The organism is Paraburkholderia sp. C35, from assembly GCF_003121405.1.
In the GTDB taxonomy this organism is placed as follows: domain Bacteria; phylum Pseudomonadota; class Gammaproteobacteria; order Burkholderiales; family Burkholderiaceae; genus Paraburkholderia.
On sequence record NZ_QBUY01000002.1, the window covers coordinates 143,041 to 164,945 of the forward strand.

The window sequence follows — 21,905 nt, forward strand, 5'->3', positions numbered from 1 at the left end:
CGCCTCACGCTCGTTTTGGGCCTCGTATTGCCTGTTCTGATGAGTTGCATCAGCGGTGCTGGGATCAAACCGGAAGCGTCCTTCATCGATCCAGCGTCGATCGATCCCGGTAATGCGTTGCGCGAGACGCAAAGCGACGCGAACTGGCCCACGAGCGAATGGTGGCGTGCATGGCGCGATCCGCAACTCGACCAACTGATGACGCGGGCCGTAGCCGGAAGCCCGACGCTGGCGATCGTCAGATCGCGCGTGACGGCGGCCGTCTGGCAGGCGCGCGCGCTGCGTGCCGATGAACTGCCGGATGTCGAGGGTGACGCCGCGCTCGCACGAACCCGTTTCCCGCGTTACGCAACGCCATCTCCGCCGGGCGGAACAACGGTCTGGGACAACTCGGCCGCCGTCACGCTTTCCTATGATCTCGATCTGTGGGGAAAAAACCGTTCGCTCGAGAAGGGCGCACTCGACGCAGTGCAAGCAACGGCTGCCGATGCCCAATTCGCGAAAGTCGAACTGCAGGTAGCGGTCGCGCGCACCTACACGCAGCTCGCGCTTCAGCACGCGCTGCTCGACATCTACCAGTCGATCAACGAAGAGGAACGGCGCAATCTGGATATCGCCACGCGGCGCCGTCAGGCGGGCATTGTCGGCGAGATCGATGAGCGTCAGGCGAGGACACAGTACCAGGCGGGCATGACCGATATTCTGCGGGCCAGGGACGATATCGCCATCGCGAGGCTGCAGATCGCCTATCTCGTCGGCGCAGGGCCGGGTTTCGGCGATACGCTGACGCGTCCTGTTTTGCCGCCCGATGTCGGCATCGCGCTTCCCACTTCGCTGCCGGCGGAAATCATCGGGCACCGCGCCGACGTCGTTGCACAGCGCTGGCGTGCTGCGGAAGCTGCGAAGAAGGTGGAGGCCGCCCATGCGGATTTCTATCCCAACATCAATCTCGTCGCCAGTGCGTCGCTGGCTTCCGTCGCACCGTTCGGCGGCTTCTTCAATTTCATCAACAGCGACGCTGTAGGTCACAGCGTGGGATTGGCGGGATCGTTGCCGATCTTCGACGCAGGGCGACGCCGGGGCCGCTTTGGCGTCGCCACAGCCGAATACGACGATGCAGTGCTGAAGTACAACGATACCGTGCTGTCGGCCATGCAAAACGTCGCTCAACAGGTGACGTTATTGCGGTCGCTCAAAGATCAGGAAACGTCTGCCGATACCGCGCTGAAATCCTCGATGCGTTCTTACGATCTTGCGAACCGTGGCTATCGCGGCGGCATTACGGAGTATCTGGACGTGCTTGTCGCGCAGAAGGTGATGCTTCAGCAACAGCGTGATCTCGCGCTGATCCGTGCGCAGCGGGTCGATGCGTGGGTGTTGCTGATGAAGGCGCTTGGCGGTGGTGCTGATGTCGATCCCACGCCAGCCAATATCGAGCGAGGTAAGGATGATACCCGTCGAAATTGAACTGTTCGGATTCTTCGCGCCTGTCCTGCTGATCGTGCTGGTTGCCTGCGTGTTTGTTTTTATCGCATTGGACCTGCTGCTTGCGAGGTTGGGTGTTTATCGGCTCGCGTGGCACCCGGGCCTTTTCAGGGTTGCGTTGTTTGCCGTGCTGTTCTGCGGCGTCGCGCTACTGGTCCAGAGAACGTGACGGAGCATCGCGCAAGCGAAGCTCTCGACAGCCAACGGGGCGGAAGATGAACAAGCAGTATCTCATTCGAATCGCCATGACGCTGATTACCGTAGTGATCGCTGTCTGGCTGATGCACGCGATATGGCTGCGCTATATGTACTCGCCGTGGACACGCGACGGGCGTGTGCGCGCAAACGTCATCAACCTGTCCACCGACGTCTCGGGACTCGTCAAGGAAGTGCGCGTCAAGGACAACCAGTGGGTGCGCAAGGGCGACGTGCTTTACGTGCTCGATCCCGACCGTTTCAGATATGCCGTCGATCAGGCCGATGCCGACGTGGCACGCGCCAACGCCCAGTTGCAACAGGCGCAGTCGCAAATGGATGCGAGCCTGTACGAATCGAAAATGCGCAAGGACCAGGCGTCGCGGCGGGAAAAGCTCTCGGGCGATGTCGTATCGGAAGAAATACGTTCTGACTATGCGCTGCAGTCGCGGCAATCGCAGTCGTCGCTGGAAGCTGCGCGGGCCGCCTATAGCGCAGCGCAAGCCGCACTCAAGGCCGCGCTGGCGCGCAAGGAAACGGCGCATCTCGATCTGGTGCGCAGCGAAGTCCGCGCCCCGACTGACGGCTATATCGTCAACCTCAATCTGTTTCCCGGCGACTATGCCAGCGCGGGCGTCGCGCGCATGGCGATGCTCGACTCGAACTCATTCTGGGTGTACGGCTATTTCGAGGAGACCAAGATCCAGGGCGTGCATGTGGGCGATCACGCCGTTGTGCGCCTGCTCGGCGGCAATGTCGATATTGGCGGGCATGTAGACAGTATCGCGAGCGGCATCGTGGATCGGGACAATCCGACGGGATCTGGCGAATTGCTCGCCAATGTCGACCCGATCTTCACATGGGTGCGCCTCGCGCAGCGCGTACCCGTGCGCATTCATCTGGACAGCGTGCCGGCGGGCATTCATCTCGCGATGGGCATGACCTGCACCATCACCCTCAGCGCCAGACGATGAACGCATAAGCACAGCAAGCTCGTTGGCCACGATCCGTGGATACTGAATATCCGCACGCTTTTCTGGAAAGACACCCATGCACGCGCTGATTACTCTCGGTGCGTGATCATGTCGACAGAAGGAGAGCGAGTCATGCTGCAGAAGAGCTATCCGTATTACCTCGCCAACGAAGCCGTCGCGGCGAATACCGATCTCGAAGTCACCGACAAGTTCAGCGGCGAAGTCGCCACACGTGTTGCGCTGGCCGACGCCAAAGCGATCGACAAGGCGATCGGGTTCGCCGTCGACGCGATGCCGGAAATGCGTGCCTTCCCGCCGTTCAAACGTCAGGCCGTGCTCGAACATTGCGTGACGCGCTTTCGCGAGCGCTTCGACGAAATGGCAATCGCGCTATGCATCGAAGCGGGCAAACCCATCAAGGACGCACGCGGTGAAGTCTCGCGGCTCATCGACACCTTCAAGGTTGCGGCGGAAGAATCGGTGCGTATTGGCGGCGAGATCATGAATCTGGAGATCTCTCAACGGGCGATGGGTTATCACGCCTATATCAAGCGCGTGCCGATCGGTCCGTGTTCATTCATCTCGCCCTTCAACTTCCCGCTCAATCTCGCGGCGCACAAGGTCGCACCGGCGCTCGCAGCAGGCGTGCCGTTCGTGCTCAAGCCGGCGAGCCGCACGCCCGTCGGTGCGTTGATCATCGGTGACGTGCTGGCCGAGACGGATCTCCCCAAGGGCGGCTTCTCGATTCTCCCGGCCCATCGCGACGGCGCGGATCTTTTCACCACCGACGAGCGCTTCAAGCTCATGTCATTTACGGGCTCGCCCGTTGTCGGTTGGGATCTGAAGGCGCGGGCGGGCAAGAAGAAAGTCGTGCTGGAACTGGGCGGCAATGCAGCCGTTATCGTCGATGGCGACCAGGGCGACAAGCTCGACTATGTCGTCGACCGGCTTGCGTTCGGTGCGTACTATCAGTCGGGCCAAAGCTGTATCGGCGTGCAACGCATTCTCGTGCACGCGTCGGTCTACGATGCGCTGCGCGAGAAACTGATCGCGAAGACCAAGTCGCTGAAGATGGGCGATCCCAAGAACGAAGACACGTTCGTCGGGCCAATGATCTCGCTGTCGGAGTCGAAGCGGCTCGCGGGCTGGATGGAAAGCGCGGTCGGAGCGGGTGCGAAGATCATCGCGGGCGGTAAGGTGGATGGTGCGATGTTCGAAGCGACGCTGCTCGAGAACGTGGGGCACGACACCGATCTATATCGCAAGGAAGCCTTCGGCCCTATCGCGATCCTCGAAAAATTCGACGATTTCGAACAGGCTGTCAAAACGGTCAACGACAGCGATTTCGGCTTGCAGGCAGGCGTCTTCACGGATTCGCTCGCGCACACGCATTTTGCGTGGGACGAACTGGACGTAGGCGGCGTGGTGATCAACGACGTGTCGTCGTTCCGTGTCGACAACATGCCGTATGGCGGCGTCAAGGACTCCGGGATCGGGCGGGAAGGCGTGCGCTACGCCATCGAGGACATGACGGAATTGCGCCTGATGGTGATGCGGCAGTTGTGAGGCACGCCTCGCGCGGACCTGGAAATGTTCATCCAGGTTCGCGCGAGCCGGGGATATCAACAGATCAGAACGACGCATCAGCCCACTACACACGCGAAATGCTTTCGAGTCGTCGAGTCCCGGTGTAGCTGGCGGAACGATCAGGTAACACGCATCGGAGCAATCAGATGGCCAAACTCAATGTCAATGGTCAGCCGCACGATATCGATGCGCCGCGCGACATGCCCGTTCTCTGGGTGTTGCGCGACATCATCGGGCTGACGGGAACCAAGTTCGGATGTGGGATTGCGCAATGCGGCGCGTGCACGGTTCATCTGGACGGCGTGGCGGTGCGCTCGTGTGTGCTGCCCATTGCGGCTGTCGGCGACAGAAAGATCACGACGATCGAAGCCATCGGCGAAACACCCATCGGCACGCGCGTTCAAGTGGCGTGGCGCGAACTCGACGTGGTTCAGTGCGGCTACTGTCAGTCCGGACAGGTGATGCAGGCGGCCTCGCTGCTCGCACAGATTCCAAACCCGGGCGACGCCGACATCGACGCCGGCATGGCGGGCAATATCTGCCGCTGCGGTACTTATCAACGCATCCGGGCAGCCGTGAAGCAGGCTGCCAGGGAGGCGTGACATGTCGCAAGGATTACTCGAAGCACAAAATGGCAAGGCAGTCGACCGTGCGTCAGCGCTCGTCACGCGCCGCGCGTTTCTGAAGTTCAGCGCAAGCGTCGCGGCGATCTCGGGCGGCGGCCTGCTATTGGCCTTTACGATGCCCGCACGCGGCCAGGGCGACGCGCGCAAGTCGGTCATCGGCGGCGATGGTGTGGAGACGCCGCAAGACGGCGTATTCGCTCCCAATGCATTCGTACAGATCGACAGGGCGGGCAAGGTCACGCTTATCGTGCCGAAAGTCGAAATGGGGCAAGGCGTGTACACATCGATACCGATGTTGATCGCCGAAGAACTCGAAGTGCCGCTGGACAACATCACGGTGGATCACGCGCCACCCGACGAAAAGCGTTTCATGGACCCGCTGCTCGGCGGCCAGCTGACGGGCGGCTCCACGTCGATCCGTTACGCGTGGGAACCGATGCGGCGTGCGGGCGCAGCCGCGCGCATGTTGCTGATCAACGCGGCCGCGCAGCAATGGCAGGTCGATCCTGCGACGTGCCACGCAGAGAACGGTCAGGTGATTCATGCCGATACGAAGCGAAACATCGCGTACGGCCAACTGGTCGATGCAGCGGCGAAGCTGTCCGTGCCGCAAGACGTGCCGCTGAAAAAACCGCAAGACTTCAAGTTGATCGGTACGCAGGCAAAACGTCTCGATTCGCCGGAGAAGGTGGACGGCAGCGCGATCTTCGGCCTCGACGTTCGTTTGCCCGACATGGTGTACGCGGCCATCGTCAACTGTCCGGTGTTCGGCGGGACGCTGGCGAGCGTCGACGATAGCGCAGCGAAGAAGATTCCGGGCGTGCGCCAGATCGTGAAAATCGACAACGGCGTGGCCGTCATCGGCGATCACACCTGGGCCGCGAAACGCGGCGCGGCGGCATTGAAGGTCACGTGGAACGAAGGCGCGGGCGCGACGGTGTCGACGAAAACGATCGTCGACGATCTGGCCATGGCATCGGAACGCAATGGTGCCGTCGCGCGCAAGGACGGCGATGTGAACGACGCGTTCCCGAAAGCGAGCACGCGCGTCGATGCCGTCTATCAGCAGCCGTTCCTTGCGCACGCAACGATGGAGCCGATCAACTGCACGGTGCATGTGAAGCCCGACAGTTGCGATATCTGGGTCGGCACGCAGGTGCCGACGCGCGCGGTCGATGTCGGTGCGCAGGTAACGGGGCTGGCGCCAGACAAAGTCATCGTGCACAACTTTCTGCTCGGTGGCGGCTTTGGCCGCAGGCTCGAAGTGGATGGCGTCATGCAGGCCGTGAAGGTGGCGAAGCAGTTGAACGTACCTGTCAAGGTCATGTGGACGCGCGAGGAAGACATTCAGCACGACATGTACCGGCCGTACTACTACGACAAGATCTCGGCGGGCCTCGATGCAAACGGCAAGCCGGTTGCGTGGCAGCATCGCATTGTTGGATCGTCGATATTTGCGCGCTTTGCGCCGGGCGCGATGAAGAATGGCGTGGACCCGGACGCCGTCGAGGTCGCAGCCGATCTGCCCTACGATGTCCCGAACCAGTTGATCGACTACGTGCGGCAAGAGCCGCGCGCGATACCGACGGCCTTCTGGCGCGGCGTGGGGCCGACGCGCGGCACCTTTGTGGTCGAGAGCTTTATCGACGAACTGGCGGCGCAGGCGAAGATCGATCCCGTCAAGTATCGGCGCGATCTGCTCGGCAAGACACCGCGTGCACTGAATGTACTAAACGTCGCGACGCAGGCGGCCGGCTGGGGCAAGGCGATGCCTAAAGGCCAGGGGCGCGGCGTATCGGTGATGCATGCGTTCGGCAGCTTCTTTTCGATGGTCGCCGATGTCACCGTCGATCAGGGCGAGGTCAGGGTGAACCGCGTGGTGTGTGCGGTCGATTGCGGCATGGTGGTCAATCCCAACACTGTCGAAGCGCAGATCCAGGGCGGCATCATCTTTGCCATTACGGCGGCGCTTTACAGCGAGGTCACGATCGAACGGGGCCGCGTGCAGCAGAACAATTTCACCGACTATCGCATTCTGCGCATCCACGAATCGCCGATGATCGACGTGCATATCGTCAAGAGCAGCGAAGCGCCGGGCGGTATCGGCGAGCCGGGGACAGCAGCGGCGCAACCGGCCATTGCCAACGCGATCTACGCGGCCACGGGCAAGCGCTTGCGTCAGTTGCCCGTGGGCAACCAGCTTGTGAGCGCGTAAGCGGAGGCCGACGATGAAAATCACATTCAAGACGGCCGCCTGTGCCGCCGCCGTGCAATCGATCGTCGCGGTCTGTGCGCACGCGGCCGGTGCCGACGATGCGCTGGTCAAACGCGGCGAATATCTCGCGAAAGCCGGCGACTGCATTGCGTGCCATTCGGCGCCGCACGGCAAACCCTTTGCCGGTGGACTGCAGATGTTGACGCCGATGGGCGCGATCTATTCGACCAATATCACACCCGATCCGGACACGGGCATCGGACACTATAGCGAGGAAGAATTCGGACGCGCGTTGCGCGACGGTGTCGCCAAAGACGGCCACAACCTCTATCCCGCGATGCCGTATCCGTCGTACGCCAAAGTCAGCAATGACGACGTACACGCGCTCTATACGTATTTCATGAATGGTGTCGCGCCGATCCGTCAGCCGAATCGCGAGCCGGATATCAAATGGCCGCTCAACATGCGCTGGCCGCTGAAGTTCTGGAACATGGTCTTTCTCGACAAGGGCGTCTATCAGGACAAGCCGGGCAAAGACGTGGCATGGAATCGCGGCGCGTACCTGATACAGGGCCTCGGACATTGCGGCTCATGCCATACGCCGCGCGGCATCGCGTTTCAGGAGAAAGCTCTCGATGAAAGCGGCAGCGCGTATCTGTCGGGCGGTCCGGTCGACAACTGGTTCGCGTCGAATCTGACAGGCGCGCATAACGCGGGGCTGGGACGCTGGTCTTCAGCCGACATCGCGCAGTTTCTGAAGACGGGCGCGAACCAGCACGCATCCGCGTTCGGCTCGATGACGAGCGTCATCAATAACAGCATGCAGGCCATGTCCGACAGCGACCTTGCCGCGATTGCGGGTTACCTGAAGTCGCTGCCTGCAGTCAACGATTCCGGCGCGACCGCGTATGCCTACGATGCAAAAGCGACGAAAGTGTCGTTGAACCGTCCGGCGAACGATGCGGGCGGGCGCGTCTATACGGCCTTCTGCATGCATTGCCACGGCGTCGATGGACGCGGGTTCGCGCCGCTGCTTGCGCCGCTCGCGGGCAACCCGAACGTGCTGGAGACGAAGACGCTGTCGCTGATCAACGTGACCTTGAACGGCACGGAAGATCTCGTGATCGGCGGCATTCCGGCGCCGTATCCCATGCCCAAATATGCACCCGTTCTGAATGATCAGCAGATCGCCGACGTGCTGACCTTCATTCGCGCCGGCTGGAATAACGGTGCACCGGCAGTCACCGCCAGTGAGGTTGCGAAGCTGAGGAAAGCCACCCACGCGCCCTGACCGGACGCGAAGACTCTCTACCCATCTTCCGGGCCCGCACGGGCGGGGCGACCAGCCTCGCCTGCTTCGCTATGCGCCTGTCCGTCTGAACAGCCTTTACCACGATTAACCACGCTTAAGCGGCGGCTAGCCACCGTCCATGCCAAAGTATAGCTACGGAGCATGGCGCGTCTCGTCCGAGTACACACGGATTAACCGGAATACGCCCCTCCTCATGACACAACGACCGGCCGTTCGAAAGACACATCGCGGTGCAAGTCACAGGATCGCGCCTTTCATCATACGTTTCGTTGACTTTTCGACAGACGTACAAAAAGGACCCTTCATGATCAAGCTTGTTCATCAGGTGCAGAGAATCTCGCCGGAGCTAGACGGTTTTCGCATCGACATCAATCAGAACGCGTTGCGTGCAGACATCATCCTCGACCGCCCCCCATTCAATCTCGTATCCGGCATGCAATGGGAGCAGTTGCGTGCAGCCTTCGAAGTACTCGACGACGATCCGCGAGTCCGCGTCATTGTCGTGCGGGCGCAAGGCGAACATTTTTCGATTGGAAGCGAGATCGACGAAACGACGGATGCATCACCCGAGTACCTTTCCCGATTCGCGTGGAATATGGAAGCGCCTGCACGTTGCAGCAAGCCCGTGATTGCGGCGAACCGCGGATATTGCTTCGGCGCAGGCTTCGAGCTTTCGCTGGCATGCGACTTTCGCATCGTGACGGAAACGACGATCTACGCGCTATCCGCGCAAAACGCAGGGCAGGTGCCTGGCGTCGACGCGTCGGCGCGCCTTCAGAAACTGGTGGGTGCTGGGCGCGCGAAGGATATCGTCATGCGCTCCAGACATATTCGCGGAGCGCAGGCGTACGAATGGGGCATCGCAACGGAATTCGTGGTCGACAGTGATCTGGAAATGCTCACGGACAGCCTCGTGCATGAACTCGTGGCCGTGCCGCCGAATGCGCAACGCAAGGCAAAGAAGCTCTTGAATGCTATCGAGGATATTCCGCTGCCGGCACTGATGGACAACCTCGATTCCGGCCCGCCGCTTTACCTGAATGACGCAACCGACACCCGCCGCGCCGCGCTTGTCGAAGGAAAATGATGGAGAGTCGGATAACAGCGCAAAGCTGAATATGGATTCGATACGATGCCTGCCCCAACCAGGCATCTGATCTGAATTGCGCGTAGAGTAGACCCGACGTTATTTTCGTTGTCGGCGCTTACGACAATGACTGCTGGCTCGACGATTCATTATTGCTGATGCGCCGTCATACTGATCAGCGAACGAGCCGCGTGCGTACTGTCATGGCGAGTCATAGCGCGCGGGACGGCAGTCAACATTTCAACGGCCACCGCACCGGATGCCATCGCGCGCGGCTGCACTCAGGGAGCGTTTGTTGAATCTTCTAGTCTCTCCCGCCGATGCCGCCGCCGTCGAACTTCTTGCCGATTCATGGGAAGACGGCGAATACGTCGTCTGTCGGGGACGACGTCGAACGGATGACGGCAGGCTCGAAGCTGTCCGCGTCGTGCGTCCTGCACGCGCGCATCCCGCCGCTGAAGTCATCGATCGACTTGCGCACGAATTCGCGCTCGCCGACAAGCTGGATGCGTCCTTTGCGTTGTGCCCGCTGCAACTGCTGCGGGAACAGGGCAAAACCACTCTGCTTCTCGAAGATTGGGTAGGCGAACCGCTCGAAAGACTTCCTGCGCCATTCGATCCCGTCAGCTTCCTGCGCTTTGCCATCAATATCGCCTCAGCAGTCGGCAAGCTTCACGCACGCGGCCTCGTGCACCGTGACATCAACCCGACACATATTCTGGTGGAGCGAGCGAGCGGCGTGACTCGCCTGACGGGACTCGGTATCACGTCGGCGTTGCGCCAGGAGCGGCAATCGCCGGACCCGCCTGAATTTATCGCGGGAACGCTCGCATACATGGCGCCAGAACAGACTGGCCGGATGAACCGCTCCGTCGATTTGCGCAGCGACCTGTATTCGCTCGGCGTCGTTTTCTATCGGATGCTCACGGGCCGCTTGCCCTTCAGCACGACGGATCCGATGGAACTGGTGCACTGTCATATCGCGCGGCAGGCGCCTGCGCCTGTAGAACTGGTGCCGACATTGCCGCCCGTGATGTCGGCGATCGTGATGAAACTGCTCGCCAAGACGGCCGAAGCTCGCTATCAGACAGCGGGCGGCGTGGCGCACGATTTGCGCCGATGTCGCGCCGATTGGGACACGCATGGAAAGATTGCCGATTTCCAGCTTGGCGAGTACGACACCTATGACCGCCTGCTAATACCCGAAAAGCTTTACGGACGCGAAGCCGAAGTGAACACGCTGCTGGCGACGTTCAATCGCGTCGCCAAGGGCGAACCGGGCGGGCTGGTACTCGTCACGGGCTATTCCGGCGTCGGTAAGTCCGCTGTGGTGAACGAGTTGCATAAAGTGCTCGTACCGCGCGGCGGCCTGTTTCTGGTTGGCAAGTTCGATCAGTACAAACGTGACATTCCTTATGCCACGCTCGCGATGGCGTTTCAGGCAGGTGTGCGCGTACTGCTGAGCAAGGGCGAAAGCGAGCTTGCTGTGTGGCGCGATGCGTTTCGCGAGGCGCTCGGTCCGAATGGACGCCTGATTACCGATCTGGTGCCCGATCTGGCAATCGTGATTGGCGAACAGCCGCCCGTTTCAGTGTTGTCGCCACAAGATGCAAAGCGACGCTTTCATCTCGTGTTTCGACGCTTCATTGCGGTGTTCGCGCGTAGCGAGCACCCGCTCACACTGTTTCTCGATGATCTGCAGTGGCTCGACGCGGCAACGCTGGATTTTCTCGAAGATGCGCTGATCCAGAGAGATCTGCGCCATTTGCTGCTGGTGGGCGCGTACCGTAGCAACGAGGTGACGCAAGGCCATCCACTTACGCGCACGCTCGAGAACATTCGCGCATCGGGCGTTCCCGTGCAGGAGACCGTGCTCCCGCCGCTCGCCTCGGAGCATCTGGAGCAACTGGTCAAGGACGCACTGCGCTGCTCGTCCACCAAGGCGTTGCCGCTGGCTCGCGTGATTTCACAGAAGACGGTCGGCAATCCGGTTTTCGCGCTGCAATTTCTATCTTCGCTTGTCGATGAAGGGCTGCTGACTTTCGATCACGTCGCTGTGCGCTGGACGTGGGACATCAGCCGCATCCATGCAAAAGGGTACACGGACAACGTCGTCGAACTGATGGTCGGCAAGCTGACGCGATTGCCCGTGCGAACCCAGGTCGTGCTGCAAAAGTTTGCGTGCGTCGGGAATGGGTCGAAGCTTTCCGTTCTCGAAACGATCTGCGAGCTGCCGTCCGAAGCGCTTGCCGACGCGCTACTGCATGCAGTGCGCGCGGGCCTCGTGTTGAGTGCGGGCGACGGTTATCGTTTCCTTCACGATCGTGTCCAGGAAGCCGCCTACGCGCTCATCTCCGAAGAGGCACGCACGGAGAAGCATCTTCGGATTGCAAGGCTGCTGTTGTTGCGTACGCCGCCTGAGCAACTGGAAGAAAACGTCTTCGACATCGTGAGTCAGTTCAATCGCGCTGTCCATCTCATCACGAATCGCGCCGAGCGCGAGCGGGTGGCGGCGCTCAATCTGATGGCCGCGCGGCGCGCCAAGGCATCGACGGCTTACGCTTCCGCATTGACGTTTCTGTCGGCGGGCCGCTCACTATTGATCGACGACGACTGGAACACGCATTACGAACTCAGTTTCTGCATTGAGTATCTGCTTGCCGAATGCGAGATGCTGACGGGAAAGATGCGCCCCGCAGAGGTGCGCCTGTCGGAACTCGATGAACGCGCGAGGACGAACCATCATGTCGCGCTCGTGACACGTTTGCGGATCACGCTGTACACGACGCTCGATCAAAGCGAACGCAGCGTCGAGATCTGCCTCGAATATCTGCATCGCGGCGGGACGGACTGGTCGCCGCATCCTCACATCAAGACTGCGCAGATCGAGTACGAACGGATCCTGACCGTGCTCGACGGCCGGCAGATCGAACAGCTGATCGACCTGCCTCTGTTGAGCAACGCGGACGTCAAGGACACGCTCGACGTTCTCACCGAGATCGTGACGCCGGCGTTCTTCACTGACCAGAACCTGTGCGCGCTGGTCCTGTGCCGCATGGTCAATCTGAGCCTCGAATACGGCAATTCCGATGCATCCTGCTACGCGTACGTATGGCTGTCGACATACGCCGGGCCGTTCTTCGATCAGTACGAAATGGGCTACCGTTTCGGGCGGCTTGGTTATGATCTCGTCGAACATCGCGGCCTGACGCGTTTCAAGGCACGCACGTCCACGTCGTTCGGCAATATCGCCGTGCCGTGGGCGCGACATGTTCGTGAAGGACGCGAACCCATACGGCGCGCCTTCGATATCGCGAGCGAAAGCGGCGATCTGACCTACACGCTATACACCTGTTGCGATCTGATACAGAACCTCGTCTCCGTGGGCGATCCACTGGGCGAAGTCGAAGCGGAGGTCGACAAGGCGCTGGCCATTTCGGACCAGATACGCTTCGGCCTCGTCAACGACATGCTGGTGACGTATCGCGGACTCGTGCGAACACTGCGCGGATCGACTGACCGCTTCGGTTGCTTCGACGATACGCAGTTCGACGAAGCCGAATTCGAAGCGCATCTGTCCGGCTCGACGACGCTCGCCTTGCCGGAATTCGACTATTGGGCGCGCAAACTACAGGCGAGATACCTCGCCGACGATTTCACTGAAGCACTGGATGCCAAGACCCGAGCCGAGCGCGTATTGTGGGTGGCAACGTCCCAGTTCGAGACAGCGGAGTTCCATTTCTACGGTGCGCTGAGTCACGGCGCCTGCTGGAACGATGCCGATACAGCCACGCGCCACGCGCATCTGGATGCAATGGCCCGGCACCGCAAGCAACTGGAAACCTGGGCGCTCCATTGCCCCGAAAATTTCGAGAATCGCGCGGCGCTGGTGGGTGCGGAAATGGCGCGTATCGCAGGCCATATCGACGAAGCCGAAAAGCTCTACGATCTGGCGATCCGCTCGGCACGCGCAAACGGCTTTGTCCACAATGAAGCGATTGCCTGCCAGGCCGCATCGCGTTTTTACGAGGCACGCGGTCTTGCGCAAATCGCCGACATGTATCTGCGCAATGCGCGCCATGCGTTCGTGCAATGGGGTGCGAAAGGCAAAGTCAGGCAACTGGACGATCTATACCCGGAACTCGCGCAGCACGACGACCGGCACGCTTCCGCGAGCGGCATTGAAGCGCCCGTCGAACATCTGGATCTGACGACGGTACTCAAGCTCTCGCAAGCGGTGTCGGGTGAAATCGTGCTCGACAATCTGGTTCAAACGGTGATGCGTACGGCCATTGCGCACGCCGGTGCGGAACGCGGCCTGCTGATCGTCGGCAGCGGCTCGCAAATGCGCGTCGAAGCCATGGCAGAGACGGTCGGCGATGCGATTACCGTCAGTCTCGACCGGCGTCCACTGCAATCGGATGCGTTACCCATTTCGATCATTCACTATGCGCTCAGGACAAGCGAGAACGTCATCCTGAACGACGTGTCCCGCCAGCACGAATTTCTGTCGGACCGGTATCTGCGCGAGCATCGCACGATGTCGGTTGCGTGCATGCCGCTCGTGTATCAGGGCAAGCTGATCGCTTTGCTGTATCTCGAGAACAGCATCACGTCGCACGTCTTCACCACGAGCCGCGTGGCGGCGCTCAAACTGCTGGCGTCGCAGGCCGCCATATCGCTTGAAAACTCGCGGCTGTATCGCGATCTCGCTGAGCGCGAGGCGCGGATTCGCAGCCTGGTGGATGCCAACATCATCGGTGTATTCATCTGGGATCTGCACAGCCCGATCTACGAGGCGAATGACGCGTTTCTGCGCATCATCGGCTATAGCCGGGACGATCTGACAGCGGGGCGCATCAGTTGCCTCGCCATCACGCCGCACGAATGGCACAACCAGGACATGCTGGCTATCGCGGAGTTGCGCAAGACGGGTGCGCTCGCACCCGTAGAAAAGGAATACATCCGCGCGGATGGCAGCCGGGTTGCGGTGCTGCTCGGCGCCGCGATGTTCGCGAGCGCACCCGAGCAGGTGGTGGCGTTCGTCGTCGATCTCACGGAGCGCAAGCGGGCGGAAGCGTTTGCAAGGGAAAGCGAGCGACGCTTTCACGAGATCGAAATCGAACTCGCACACGCGAACCGCATCTCGACGCTGGGACAGTTGACCGCGTCCATCAGCCACGAAATACGGCAACCAGTCGCGTCTGCCGTCATCAATGCGCAGGCAGCGACACACTGGCTCGACGCACAACCGCCCAACCTCGTCGAAGTGCGCGCAGCGCTCGCGCGCGTGGTCAACAACGGCACGCGGGCCAACGACGTGATCCGGCGTATCCGCGATCTGGTCAAGAAGACCCCTGCGCATCGCGAGCAGCTTGTGATCAACGACGCGATCCGCGAGGTGATCGGACTGACGCGCGGCGAGGCGGCGAAGCATCGCGTGTCGATCTATGCCGACCTCGAACGCGATCTGCCCACCATAGAAGGCGATCGCGTTCAGTTGCAGCAGGTCATCATGAACCTGACCATCAACGCAGTCGAAGCCATGAGCGATTGCGAAGACGGAATGCGTGAGTTGACCATCGCGACCTGCGCTCGCGATGAGAGCCATGTGCGCGTCACGGTCAGCGATACGGGGCCAGGCATCGCTGCGCTCGAACTGGACGCCGAGCGGCTCTTCGAGCCGTTCTACACCACCAAGGAGACGGGCATGGGCATGGGACTGTCAATCTGCCGCACGATCGTCGAAGCCCACGGCAGCACGCTGCACGTCTTCGCGAATACGCCACGTGGCGCGGTATTCCAGTTCGATCTGGCAACGAAGGCCGAAGAACTGGAATGACCGCGCACGCGTGAACGCTATTCGCTCTCGAACAGGTCTTTGAACCGCCTCGGTTGAGAACGAAGATAGGGATTCGGCGCGCGCACCTTCGCGCCGAGTTCCGCAGCGGCATGCCACGGCCAGCGCGGGTCGTACAGAATGGTCCGTGCAAGCGCGATCAGATCGGCGTCGCCTGTTCCGACAATGGCCTCTGCCTGCTCGAATCCCGTGATAAGTCCGACCGCGACTACGGGCATTTTCACAGCCTGTTTGACGGCGCGAGCGAGTGGAACCTGGTAGTTCGGCCCGACGGGAATCTGCTGGGCGGGATGCAGACCGCCGCTGGTGATATGGATCGCATCGCAACCGAGCTTCTCGGCGGCCTGCGCAAATGCGATGGTCTGTTCGATATCCCAGCCGCCTTCAACCCAGTCGGTCCCGGAGATCCGGATCGTCACCGTTTTGTCGGCGGGGAACGCGTCGCGTATCGCGGTAAAGACTTCGAGCGGGTAGCGGATGCGGTTCTCCAGCGATCCACCGTATTCGTCGTCGCGATGGTTCGATAGAGGCGAAATAAACTGATGCAGCAGATATCCGTGGCCCACGTGCACCTGAATGGCGTCGATGCCGATTCTGTGCGCACGGCGTGCCGCGGCGACGAAGGCGTCGCGGATCCGCTTCAGGCCGTCGCGGTCGAGTGCGGTGGGCGCAAGATGCTCGGCAGAAAATGGCACTGCCGATGGCGCTTCCGTTTGCCAGCCCAACTCGGAGCCCGGCGCAAACTGGGTGCTCTTTTTCCACGGGACTTCGGTGGATGCCTTGCGGCCGGCGTGATTCAACTGGATCGCGATGGGTACGTCGGAGTAGTAGCGAACGGCATCCAGCGTACTGCGCATCGCTGCCTCCGTCGCATCGTCGTACAGGCCGACATCGGCGTAAGTGATGCGGCCTTCGGGTAGCACGCCCGTGGCTTCGATGGTCAGCAAGGCCGCACCGGAAATCGCGAGATGTCCGAGATGCATCCGATGCCAGTCATTCATGCAGCCGTCTATCGCCGAGTACTGGCACATTGGCGCAATGATGATCCGGTTTGCCAGTTCGAGCTTGCCCAGTTTGATAGGTGTGAAGAGCGCAGGTTTTGCCACGATAGCCTCCTTGAAATGCTCAACCATCCCAGGTGTCGACGCACGACACGGCGGCATATGAAGGCCGCGAACACCAGCGTGTCAGCTACCAAAGAATATCGTGCAATAGCTGACAGGACCAACGCAGGTATCTTTTGCGCGGGCCGGTTTGATGTCGCGCAGGAAGCGATGTGTGGCGCTTTGTTGCGCCTGATCGCTCTGTGCCTGAGCGGCAGTCGCGTCAGCCGGTTGCGGTTGCGACTGCGCGTAAGCTGCCAGCGGCACGAGTGCGCAGGTGAGACAGACAGCGTGGATCAGCTTCATATCGACCTCCGATGCAGGGCCATGTGAACCGATCTTGACGTATTTGCCGTGGAGCGGCTTTCCCGATCAGAGGGAATTTGTCATTTCGCCCTGGGCGTTGGAGAAATTCGCCGCGGTGACACGCGAACGAAGCAGCCTGCGCGAATGGCACTTTAATCACCGGGAACGTTGCGTTCCCGGTGCTGCACTTAGACGTGCGCCGTACCCTTTGCACGTAGCGCCTGACCAGGCGCTTTCGTCAGCATGACGCTCGAACTGACCAGGGTCTTGCGGAAGTGTTCGACCAGAGGCCGCAGATTCACGCGATGCCACGCGGCCCACAGCGCACTGCGATAGCTGAACCATGAAACCTCGCGCAGCATGACGCCATCAGGCGCCTGATGCTTGAGGCTCTGCTGCACCATGGTCATGCCGAGTCCAGCCGCGACGAGGCCCAAGGCTGCGAGCGGTTCGGTTGCTTCGAGAGCGATGTTGGGCGCGAATCCCGCGTTCGCGCAGGCCGCGATGAAGTTGTCGTGGCGCGCTTCGCCTGCCTTGTGCATCACGCCGATCCACTTCTGCGCGGCGAGATCTTCCGGCGTCAGGCGCTTGCTTTTGACGAGAGGATGGCTCTCGGGCATCGCCAGCAACATGGGATCGTTGAGTACCTGTGCGGCTTCGAGTTCGGGGTCGTCGGCGGCGGGCGGTTCGCACACCAGCGCGATGTCGAGACTGCGCTGGCGCAAGCCCGTGAGCTGCTCGGACGATTGATAGTTGTACAGCGCGATATGCACATCGGGCCGGTCTTCCTGCAGCTTTCTCAGCGCAGTAGGCAGCACGCCCGAGTGCATGGCGTTTTCCATGTAGCCGATACACAGGCCACCTTCATCGCCTTGTCCCAGACGCCGCGCGAGCGATTCCAGACGCTTTGCGTGCGTCAGGAAGGCCTTCGTCTCTTCGAGGAAGGTACGGCCGTCGGTGGTCAGGCGAATGCGCTGCTGCGAGCGCTCGAAGAGCGTCAAGCCGAGTTTCTCTTCGAGTTGCGCGATCTGGCGGCTGAGGGGCGATTGTGAAATGTGCAGGCGTTCGGCGGCGCGTCCCACGTGCTCGTCTTCGGCGACTGCCACGAAATAGTGCTACTGGCGGATGTCCAGCATTTAAGACCTCCTGGGACTCAGATGTTTCATATTATGTCTTAGACAGACTTAACTCGCCACCGTAGACTTGCTTCCACTGACTCAATCACAGGAGCAAGACCATGAGCATCAAGGACAAACTGCCCGCCGGTACGCTGCTGGGCTTCGGCGCCGCCCCGCTGGGCAACATGTTCCGCAATATCCCCGACCAAGAAGCCTTCGCGACCGTCGAAGCCGCGTGGGAAAACGGGGTGCGGTATTTCGACACAGCCCCGTTCTACGGCGCGGGCCTGTCGGAACTGCGTCTGGGTGAAGCACTTGCGAAATACAAGCGCGACGACTACGTACTGAGCACGAAAGTCGGCCGTGTGATTCTCGACGAGGTCGAAGATGTGAGTGCCCGCGATCTCGGCGAAAAGGGCGGCGTGTTCGCCTCGGGTCTGCCGAACAAGATCGTCAACGACTACTCCGCCGATGCCACGCTGCGTTCGGTTGAAGACAGCCTCAAGCGCCTGAAGACCGATCGCATCGAGATTGTCTGGGTGCACGACGTTGCGCAAGACTTTTACGGCGACGAATGGTTGTCGGTGTTCGAAACCGCGCGCAAGGGTGCGTTCCGTGCGTTGACGCGTCTGCGTGAAGAGGGCGTGATCAAGGCGTGGGGCCTCGGTGTCAATCGCGTCGAGCCGTGCGAACTGACGCTCGATCTCGCTGAAGCGCAGCCGGATGGCTTCCTGCTGGCGGGCCGCTATTCGCTGCTCGATCACGAGCGTGCGTTGCAGCGTCTGATGCCGGCAGCGGCAGCGCGCAAGGTTGAAATCGTCGCGGGTGGTCCGTATAGCTCGGGCGTTCTCGCAGGCGGTCCGAACTTCGAGTACCAGAAGGCATCGCCTGAGATCGTCGCGAAGGTCGAGCGCATCAAGGAGATCGCACGGCGCCACAACGTCAGCGTGAAGGCGGCGGCATTGCAGTTCGTGCTGGCTAATCCTGCCGTTGCCGCTGTGATTCCGGGTGCGAGCCGTCCCGAGCGCATCGCAGAAGATCAGGCCGCGGTGAAGGAAGTGATCCCCGCCGAGTTCTGGCAAGAGATGCGTCAACAGAATCTGGTGGCCGCGAACGCGCCGCTTCCCATCGACAACGCATAAGAAGTCGATCATGGCACGCGCTTACGCATCTACGAGAATGCAGGCATCGCCCGATGCCGTCTGGCAACTGATCGGCGGCTTCAATTCGCTGCCGGACTGGCTCCCGTACATACCGGGCAGCGAACTGAGCGAAGGCGGGCGCGTGCGTCGCCTGTCGAATCTCGACGGAGACGTCATCGTCGAGCGGCTCGAAGCGTTCGACAACGCCGCGCGCAGCTACACGTATTCGATTTTGCAGGCGCCGTTTCCTGTTACAGGTTATCGTGCCACGCTGCGCGTGCAGGAAGTCGAAAACGGTGCGACGCAGGTCGAATGGTTTGGCGAGTTCACGCCGGTTGGCGTGAGCGATGCAGATGCCTCGACGCTCTTTGCTGGGATCTACCGTGAAGGCTTGAAGACGCTGGCGGCGTCGTTTGCCTGATCGGGCCTCGCCTGATTCATGGTGTCGGATGTCGGGCGCGGGTGCCGCTTTGAGTAGCGCCGCCCGCGCTCGACGCTTACGCCACACACTCGAGTTCATTTGATGGAAACCGAAATCACAGAAGTCGTATTGCCCGCTGCACGGACTGAAACAGCGCGCGTCGCTCGCTCCCAGCGTCTGACATTTCTCGCGCTCGCGTTAGGCAGCTTTGCAATCGGCACGTCCGAATTCGCGAGCATGGGCATTCTTCAATTGTTCGCGAAGGGACTGAATGTCGACATTGCGATGGCGAGCCACGCGATTACCGCGTACGCGCTCGGCGTCGTGATCGGTGCTCCACTCGTGACACTCGCTGCCGCGCGCATGAACCGGAGAACGCTGCTGATCGCGCTGATGGCGCTGTTCGTCGGCGGCAACCTGCTTTCGGCGATTGCGCCTAATCTTGCCTTGCTCAGCGTGGCGCGCTTTATCGCCGGTTTGCCGCAGGGTGCGTACTTTGGTGCGGGTGCTGTGGTGGCATCGAGCATCGCGGGCAAGGATCAGGCAGGCAAAGCTTTTTCTCTCGTGATGCTGGGGCTGACGGTTGCAACTATCGTCGGTTCGCCGCTCGCGACGTTTCTCGGCCAGCACCTCGGATGGCGTGACACCTATCTGGCCGTTACGGGCATCGCGGCGCTGGCGCTGGTTGCGCTATGGCGCTGGACACCGCGTTCCACGTCATTGAACGGCGGTCCGATTGCGCAGGAACTGGGCGCGCTGCGCAAGCGCAACGTCTGGATGATGATGTTCGTGACCGCGCTGGCTGTGTCGAGCGTCTTCGCGGTGTACACGTTCATTGGCCCGTTCGTCACCGATGGCGCGAGCTTGCATCCGTCCATGGTGCCGCTCGCGCTTGCGCTATTCGGGCTTGGCATGACGGCTGGCAACCTGGTCGGCGGACGGCTCGCAGATGCGTTCCCCGCGCGTGGATTCGCCATCGGCTTCGGCTCGGCGCTATTCGTTCTTGCGGCGCTCGCTGCGTTCGGTGGGCATGCCTGGCTCCTGTTGCCCGCATTGTTCGGCGTCGGCATGACCACATTGATCGCCATTCCGACGATACAGGTGCGTTTGACGCGCATGTCGCCCGAAGCGCCTACCTTGATGGGCGCGATGAACATGGCTGCGCTGAATGTGGCCAATGCGATTGGCGCATGGGCCGGTGGAATCACCATCGGTGCGGGCTTTGGTCTCTTTTCGCCTGTATGGACTGGTTTCGCACTGACGGCAGCGGGTCTGCTGATGTTCGCCATTTGCGTGCAGCGCTTCACTCGCTGAGTTCAATGATTGAGTTCAATCGCAATAGCTGCGGATCGCTCCCACGGGCACTCTGACAAACAGAAGGCTTGCGACATAGAATCAATGGCCCTTTTCTTCGGGCCGCTGGACGGACGCGACTACACCTCAATTCAATGGAGTCGACACTGTGAATATCGATCTTTCTGGAAAAACGGCACTGGTTAGTGCATCGAGTGCGGGCATTGGTCTCGCTATCGCGACGGGTCTCGCGGCGACGGGTGCGGACACTATCGTGAATGGACGCAGCAAAGAGGCAGTCGATCGTGCGATTGGAAAAATTCGCGAAGCTGTACCGAACGCCAAACTTCAAGGTATAGCGGGTGATCTTGGAACGCGCGCGGGCGTCGATCAATTCGTGAAGACTTTGCCGAGTACCGATATTCTCGTGAACAATCTCGGCGTGTTCGGTCCGGGCGATCTGTTCAGTTCGACCGATGAAGATTGGGAACGCTACTTTCAGATCAACGTCATGTCTGGCGTGAGACTGACTCGCGCGTATCTGCAGGGCATGATGGATCGCAAATGGGGCCGCGTGGTGTTTCTGTCTTCCGAATCGGGCCTCGCTATTCCGCCGGATATGCTCGCGTATGGGTTCTCGAAGACGGCGCAACTCAGCATCGCGCGCGGGATTGCGAAATTCGCTGCTGGCACGGGCGTGACGGTTAATTCGGTCCTTCCGGGGCCAACCTTGTCGGACGGTGCACTCGACATGGTCGCCGATGCCGCAAGGCAGGAAGGCAAGACACCGGAGCAGAAGCTAAATGAGTTTGTGCTCGCAACGCGTGCATCGTCGATCATCCGTCGCGCGGCGAGCACGGAAGAAGTGGCGAACATGGTGGTGTACGCGTGCTCGATGCAAGCGTCTGCGACGACGGGCGCCGCGCTGCGTGTGGACGGCGGTATCGTCGATTCGATCGCCTAGCCTTGCTGAACTGCCCGCATGCCAGTCCAACATGCATATCGCGGGTAATCCTGAAGTTGCGGGCTATACGGTGGTATAGCCCCGCTATGTCGGCGGAATCCACCCGTATGCCACGGTAGAGTAGAAGCCGCTCACGACGGTCACTATGCTAAAGACAGTGCGAGTGCAAGGCTGCTGGATGTTCCCCGTACCTCATGCGCACGCCGCTTTTGCCATG

The 21,905-nt window shown here is 60.9% G+C and carries 16 protein-coding genes; 13 read left to right on the top strand and 3 right to left on the bottom strand.

Features of this window, described 5'->3' with window-relative positions; all coding sequences use genetic code 11:
• Window positions 1-39 precede the first annotated feature (39 nt).
• From DK391_RS01840 to DK391_RS01880, 9 genes are all read left to right on the top strand, one after another.
• Window positions 40-1,467, top strand: a complete 1,428-nt coding sequence (locus DK391_RS01840; protein ID WP_162600644.1) for an efflux transporter outer membrane subunit — start codon at window positions 40-42, stop codon at window positions 1,465-1,467.
• Window positions 1,448-1,654 (top strand): DUF1656 domain-containing protein, encoded by a 207-nt coding sequence (locus DK391_RS01845; protein WP_204117270.1) that lies wholly within the window; start codon window positions 1,448-1,450, stop codon window positions 1,652-1,654. The genes DK391_RS01840 and DK391_RS01845 overlap by 20 nt, the downstream gene beginning before the upstream one ends.
• A 76-nt stretch (window positions 1,655-1,730) precedes the next feature.
• A complete protein-coding gene (locus tag DK391_RS01850) occupies window positions 1,731-2,654 on the top strand; it encodes an HlyD family secretion protein (protein ID WP_239482669.1) in 924 nt (307 codons plus the stop codon).
• A gap of 132 nt (window positions 2,655-2,786) precedes the next feature.
• The gene (locus DK391_RS01855; protein WP_109476274.1) at window positions 2,787-4,220 is read left to right on the top strand and encodes an aldehyde dehydrogenase family protein; all 1,434 of its coding nucleotides are present in this window, start codon (window positions 2,787-2,789) and stop codon (window positions 4,218-4,220) included.
• Between the two features lie 167 nt (window positions 4,221-4,387).
• Window positions 4,388-4,843 carry a (2Fe-2S)-binding protein gene (locus DK391_RS01860; RefSeq protein WP_109476275.1) on the top strand — a complete coding sequence of 152 codons (456 nt, stop codon included), beginning with the start codon at window positions 4,388-4,390 and terminating at the stop codon, window positions 4,841-4,843.
• A gap of 1 nt (window position 4,844) precedes the next feature.
• Window positions 4,845-7,082, top strand: coding sequence for a xanthine dehydrogenase family protein molybdopterin-binding subunit (locus tag DK391_RS01865; RefSeq protein ID WP_109476276.1), 2,238 nt, complete (start codon window positions 4,845-4,847; stop codon window positions 7,080-7,082).
• Window positions 7,083-7,095: 13 nt separating this feature from the next.
• Entirely contained in the window at window positions 7,096-8,373 is a 1,278-nt protein-coding gene (locus DK391_RS01870; RefSeq protein ID WP_109476277.1) for a cytochrome c, read from the top strand.
• 325 nt (window positions 8,374-8,698) lie between these two features.
• The gene (locus tag DK391_RS01875) at window positions 8,699-9,481 is read left to right on the top strand and encodes an enoyl-CoA hydratase/isomerase family protein (RefSeq protein WP_109476278.1); all 783 of its coding nucleotides are present in this window, start codon (window positions 8,699-8,701) and stop codon (window positions 9,479-9,481) included.
• Window positions 9,482-9,776: 295 nt separating this feature from the next.
• Window positions 9,777-15,323 (top strand): ATP-binding sensor histidine kinase, encoded by a 5,547-nt coding sequence (locus tag DK391_RS01880; protein ID WP_239482670.1) that lies wholly within the window; start codon window positions 9,777-9,779, stop codon window positions 15,321-15,323.
• A gap of 17 nt (window positions 15,324-15,340) precedes the next feature.
• Here the strand turns inward: DK391_RS01880 and DK391_RS01885 are convergent, their stop codons facing one another.
• The 3 genes from DK391_RS01885 to DK391_RS01895 all read right to left on the bottom strand — a co-directional run bounded on the left by DK391_RS01885 (window position 15,341) and on the right by DK391_RS01895 (window position 17,856).
• Entirely contained in the window at window positions 15,341-16,447 is a 1,107-nt protein-coding gene (locus DK391_RS01885) for an NADH:flavin oxidoreductase/NADH oxidase (protein ID WP_109476280.1), read from the bottom strand.
• An 81-nt stretch (window positions 16,448-16,528) separates the two neighbouring features.
• Window positions 16,529-16,750, bottom strand: a complete 222-nt coding sequence (locus tag DK391_RS01890) for a hypothetical protein (RefSeq protein ID WP_109476281.1) — start codon at window positions 16,748-16,750, stop codon at window positions 16,529-16,531.
• A 188-nt stretch (window positions 16,751-16,938) separates the two neighbouring features.
• Window positions 16,939-17,856, bottom strand: a complete 918-nt coding sequence (locus DK391_RS01895) for a LysR family transcriptional regulator (protein WP_239482671.1) — start codon at window positions 17,854-17,856, stop codon at window positions 16,939-16,941.
• 131 nt (window positions 17,857-17,987) lie between these two features.
• Between DK391_RS01895 and DK391_RS01900 the strand changes: the two genes are divergently transcribed.
• The 4 genes from DK391_RS01900 to DK391_RS01915 all read left to right on the top strand — a co-directional run bounded on the left by DK391_RS01900 (window position 17,988) and on the right by DK391_RS01915 (window position 21,688).
• Window positions 17,988-19,010: an aldo/keto reductase gene (locus tag DK391_RS01900; protein WP_109476282.1), complete on the top strand. Its 1,023-nt coding sequence runs from the start codon at window positions 17,988-17,990 to the stop codon at window positions 19,008-19,010.
• Window positions 19,011-19,020: 10 nt separating this feature from the next.
• Window positions 19,021-19,431, top strand: coding sequence for an SRPBCC family protein (locus DK391_RS01905; RefSeq protein ID WP_109476283.1), 411 nt, complete (start codon window positions 19,021-19,023; stop codon window positions 19,429-19,431).
• Window positions 19,432-19,533: 102 nt separating this feature from the next.
• A complete protein-coding gene (locus tag DK391_RS01910) occupies window positions 19,534-20,745 on the top strand; it encodes an MFS transporter (RefSeq protein WP_109476284.1) in 1,212 nt (403 codons plus the stop codon).
• Between the two features lie 148 nt (window positions 20,746-20,893).
• A complete protein-coding gene (locus tag DK391_RS01915) occupies window positions 20,894-21,688 on the top strand; it encodes an SDR family oxidoreductase (RefSeq protein WP_109476285.1) in 795 nt (264 codons plus the stop codon).
• Window positions 21,689-21,905 lie beyond the last annotated feature (217 nt).

Coding starts and splice junctions, on each gene's coding strand:
- DK391_RS01840 (WP_162600644.1), top strand. CDS start 40: ATGAGTTGCATCAGCGGTGCTGGGATCAAACCGGAAGCGTCCTTCATC.
- DK391_RS01875 (WP_109476278.1), top strand. CDS start 8,699: ATGATCAAGCTTGTTCATCAGGTGCAGAGAATCTCGCCGGAGCTAGAC.
- DK391_RS01870 (WP_109476277.1), top strand. CDS start 7,096: ATGAAAATCACATTCAAGACGGCCGCCTGTGCCGCCGCCGTGCAATCG.
- DK391_RS01910 (WP_109476284.1), top strand. CDS start 19,534: ATGGAAACCGAAATCACAGAAGTCGTATTGCCCGCTGCACGGACTGAA.
- DK391_RS01890 (WP_109476281.1), bottom strand. CDS start 16,750: ATGAAGCTGATCCACGCTGTCTGTCTCACCTGCGCACTCGTGCCGCTG.
- DK391_RS01865 (WP_109476276.1), top strand. CDS start 4,845: ATGTCGCAAGGATTACTCGAAGCACAAAATGGCAAGGCAGTCGACCGT.
- DK391_RS01850 (WP_239482669.1), top strand. CDS start 1,731: ATGACGCTGATTACCGTAGTGATCGCTGTCTGGCTGATGCACGCGATA.
- DK391_RS01855 (WP_109476274.1), top strand. CDS start 2,787: ATGCTGCAGAAGAGCTATCCGTATTACCTCGCCAACGAAGCCGTCGCG.
- DK391_RS01860 (WP_109476275.1), top strand. CDS start 4,388: ATGGCCAAACTCAATGTCAATGGTCAGCCGCACGATATCGATGCGCCG.
- DK391_RS01845 (WP_204117270.1), top strand. CDS start 1,448: ATGATACCCGTCGAAATTGAACTGTTCGGATTCTTCGCGCCTGTCCTG.
- DK391_RS01905 (WP_109476283.1), top strand. CDS start 19,021: ATGGCACGCGCTTACGCATCTACGAGAATGCAGGCATCGCCCGATGCC.
- DK391_RS01900 (WP_109476282.1), top strand. CDS start 17,988: ATGAGCATCAAGGACAAACTGCCCGCCGGTACGCTGCTGGGCTTCGGC.